At 63.4% G+C, this 3,239-nt stretch carries 2 protein-coding genes and 1 pseudogene; 2 read left to right on the top strand and 1 reads right to left on the bottom strand.

The features are described 5' to 3' along the window. Window positions 1-451, bottom strand: a pseudogene (locus tag HT737_RS14275) (TIGR02444 family protein); the annotation flags it as partial. Window positions 452-501: 50 nt separating this feature from the next. Here HT737_RS14275 and HT737_RS14270 point away from each other — a divergent pair. Then, a complete protein-coding gene (locus tag HT737_RS14270; protein WP_041072019.1) occupies window positions 502-2,412 on the top strand; it encodes an ATP-binding cassette domain-containing protein in 1,911 nt (636 codons plus the stop codon). Then, window positions 2,412-2,993, top strand: coding sequence for a mechanosensitive ion channel family protein (locus HT737_RS14265; protein ID WP_047297244.1), 582 nt, complete (start codon window positions 2,412-2,414; stop codon window positions 2,991-2,993). The genes HT737_RS14270 and HT737_RS14265 overlap by 1 nt, the downstream gene beginning before the upstream one ends. Window positions 2,994-3,239: the final 246 nt, after the last annotated feature.

Raw genomic sequence — 3,239 nt, 5'->3', positions numbered from 1 at the left:
CGCGACGCGCAGCACTTGCAGCGCGTCGCGGTTCGGGCTGGCGGTCGCCCCCCGCAAGACTCTCCAGCCATTGTCCCGACGCTGAGGCGTCATCGCGAGGCCAGTGCTGAGCGACCTGTTCCAGCTGCCACAGCAGATGCCGTTCGGCTTCCAGCTCCAGCGCTTTCATTTGTTCTCGCAGACCCTTGAGTACCGGATCGTCTTCGGCCAGGGTTTTCCATTGAGTGCGCAGCGCACGCAGTGGCTGCACCACCTCCCGATCCCAAGGCCCCACCAGCTTTTTCAGCTGCTCTACGCGCTGTTCGTCACAGGCCGCGCCACCTTGCTCAAGCCACAAACCACAGAGCAGCAGGCAGACGTTGGCCCCCGCCGTTTGCAGTTGCAGGCAGGCAGGTTCCACGCCCGGTCGGGCGTAGGTGGCAAGGGAAAAGCTCCACAGGTCAGAGGACATCGTGCTACTCGCGCCAGTTGTGAGCGAAGCTGGTAGACTCCGCCGCCATTATGATCCGACTTCAGAACCTGACTTTACAGCGTGGCCCGCAACGTCTGCTAGAAGACGCCGAGCTGACCCTGCACGCCGGCCACAAAGCCGGCCTCATCGGTGCCAACGGCGCCGGCAAATCCAGCCTGTTCGCTTTGCTGCGCGGCGAGTTGCACCCGGACTCGGGCGATTGCCTGCTGCCGGCCGACTGGCGCATCGCGCACATGCGCCAGGAGGTCGACACCCTCGAGCGTCTGGCGGTCGACTATGTGCTCGATGGCGACCTGCGTCTACGTGAGGTGCAGCGTGACCTCGCCGTCGCCGAAGCGGCCCACGATGGCACGGCGCTGGCCCGCCTGCACGCCGAACTCGACAGCGCCGACGGCTATACCGCCGACGCTCGCGCCCGCAAACTGTTGGCCGGCCTCGGGTTCACCAACGAGCAGATGGACCGTCAGGTAGGCGATTTCTCCGGTGGCTGGCGGATGCGTCTGAACCTGGCGCAGGCCCTGATGTGTCCGTCGGATTTGCTGCTGCTCGACGAACCGACCAACCACCTGGATCTCGATGCGATCATCTGGCTCGAAGAGTGGCTGAAAAGTTACCCGGGGACCTTGCTGCTGATTTCCCACGACCGCGACTTCCTCGATGAAGTGGTCGATCACGTGGCCCACGTCGATCAGCGCAAACTGACCCTGTACCGGGGCGGCTATACCGCGTTCGAACGTGCCCGTGCCGAGCGTCTGGCCCAGCAGCAACAGGCGTACGAGAAGCAGCAGGCGCAACGTGCGCACATGGAAAGCTACATCGCCCGCTTCAAGGCCCAGGCCACCAAGGCCCGTCAGGCGCAGAGCCGGATCAAGGCGCTGGAACGCATGGAAGAGCTGTCGGCAGCCCACGTCGATTCGCCGTTCGACTTCGTCTTTCGTGAATCGACCAAAATCTCCAGCCCGCTGATCGACCTGTCCGATGCGCGTCTGGGTTACGGCGAAAAAACCATCCTGGAGAAGGTCAAGCTGCAACTGACCCCGGGTGCGCGGATCGGTCTGCTCGGGCCGAACGGTGCCGGTAAGTCGACCCTGATCAAGAACCTCGCCGGCGAGCTCGAACCGCTGGCCGGGCGCCTGACACGCGGCGAGAACACCGTGGTCGGCTACTTCGCCCAGCATCAGCTCGACTCGCTGGATGCCAAGGCCAGCCCGTTGCTGCACCTGCAGCGTCTGGCGCCGACCGAACGCGAGCAGACCCTGCGCGACTTCCTTGGCGGTTTCGACTTCCGTGGCGCGCGTATCGACGAGCCGGTACTGAATTTCTCCGGTGGCGAAAAAGCGCGTCTGGCCCTGGCGCTGATTGCCTGGGAACGGCCGAACCTGTTGCTGCTCGACGAACCGACCAACCACCTCGACCTGGAAATGCGCCTGGCGCTGACCATGGCGCTGCAGGAATTCAGCGGCGCGGTACTGGTGGTGTCTCATGATCGGCACTTGCTCAAGAGCACCACCGACAACTTCTACCTGGTCGCAGACGGCAAGGTCGAAGAGTTCGATGGCGACCTTGAAGATTACGCGCGCTGGCTGGTGGAATACCGCCAGCGCAACGCGCCGGTCAGCAACACCCCGGTTAACCCGGACAAAACCGACAAGAAGGCTCAGCGCCAGGCCGCCGCTGCATTGCGTCAGCAACTGGCGCCGCACAAGCGCGAAGCCGACAAGCTCGAAGCCGAGCTCGGCAAACTGCACGAGAAACTCGCCAAGGTCGACGCCAGCCTCGGTGACAGCGACATCTACGAGCCGGCGCGCAAGAACGAGTTGCGTGATCTGCTGGCCGAGCAGGCCAGGCTGAAAGTGCGCGAAGCCGAGCTGGAAGAAGCCTGGATGGAGGCGCTCGAGACGCTGGAAAGCATGCAGGCGGAGCTGGAGGCGCTGTCCTGATGGACGCGTTCAAGTGGCCATTGCCGGCGGTGTGGGTCGAGCCGATCTGGCTCGGCGTGCAGATTCTGTTGATCCTGCTGGCCGGCTATCTGACCCAGCGTTTCGTTGCCAAAGGCCTGACCCGTCTGGGTGAGCGCTACCCGTTTCCGCCGCAGTTGCTGATGCCGCTGCGCGGCGGTCTGCGCTGGCTGATCATGGGCAGTGCGCTGATCTTTGTGCTGGAGCGCCTCGGCGTGTCGGCCACGGTGTTGTGGACGGCGCTGTCGGGTTTCGTCGCGGTGGCGGCGGTGGCGTTCTTCGCGATGTGGAGTGTGCTGTCGAACCTGCTCTGCGCGATCCTGATCTTCACCGTCGGCCCATTCCGCCTCGGCGATGTGGTGGAGCTGGTCGACACCACTGACAAACCCGGGGTCAAAGGCCGGGTGGTGGCGATCAATCTGCTTTACACCACGTTGATCGAGGCAGAGGAGCTCGGGACGGGCAGCGCCATGGTACAAGTGCCGAACAGCCTGTTCTTCCAGCGCTCGGTGCGACGTTGGCGCGGCAGCGATGTGTTTCCGTCCAGCGGGTTCGAGAAGTAGTTTTTCCAGACACGATCAAAAGATCGCAGCCTGCGGCAGCTCCTACAGAGGGAGTCAGCGGTGCTCAACGACCACGTCATCATCCGCTCCGCGCTATATCAGGATTTCGACACGCGGTACTTTGAGTCAGCCTCTGCGCGTTCCCATGATGAAGGTACACAGGCGCTTCACTCCTGAGCGCCTGCGTAGGGATCGGGTCGTTCTGAACCCCAAATCAAGCCTGTTCCCTGTTTCATGCGCAGCTTG

The organism is Pseudomonas sp. MD195_PC81_125, assembly GCF_014060985.1.
Lineage (GTDB): Bacteria > Pseudomonadota > Gammaproteobacteria > Pseudomonadales > Pseudomonadaceae > Aquipseudomonas > Aquipseudomonas parakoreensis.
Note: the sequence above shows the minus strand (reverse complement) of the source record. Positions and strands in the feature narration are given on the sequence as shown.

Bases quoted from the DNA above. Each gene is read 5' to 3' on its own strand.
- HT737_RS14270 (WP_041072019.1), top strand. From the start codon at position 502: ATGATCCGACTTCAGAACCTGACTTTACAGCGTGGCCCGCAACGTCTG.
- HT737_RS14265 (WP_047297244.1), top strand. From the start codon at position 2,412: ATGGACGCGTTCAAGTGGCCATTGCCGGCGGTGTGGGTCGAGCCGATC.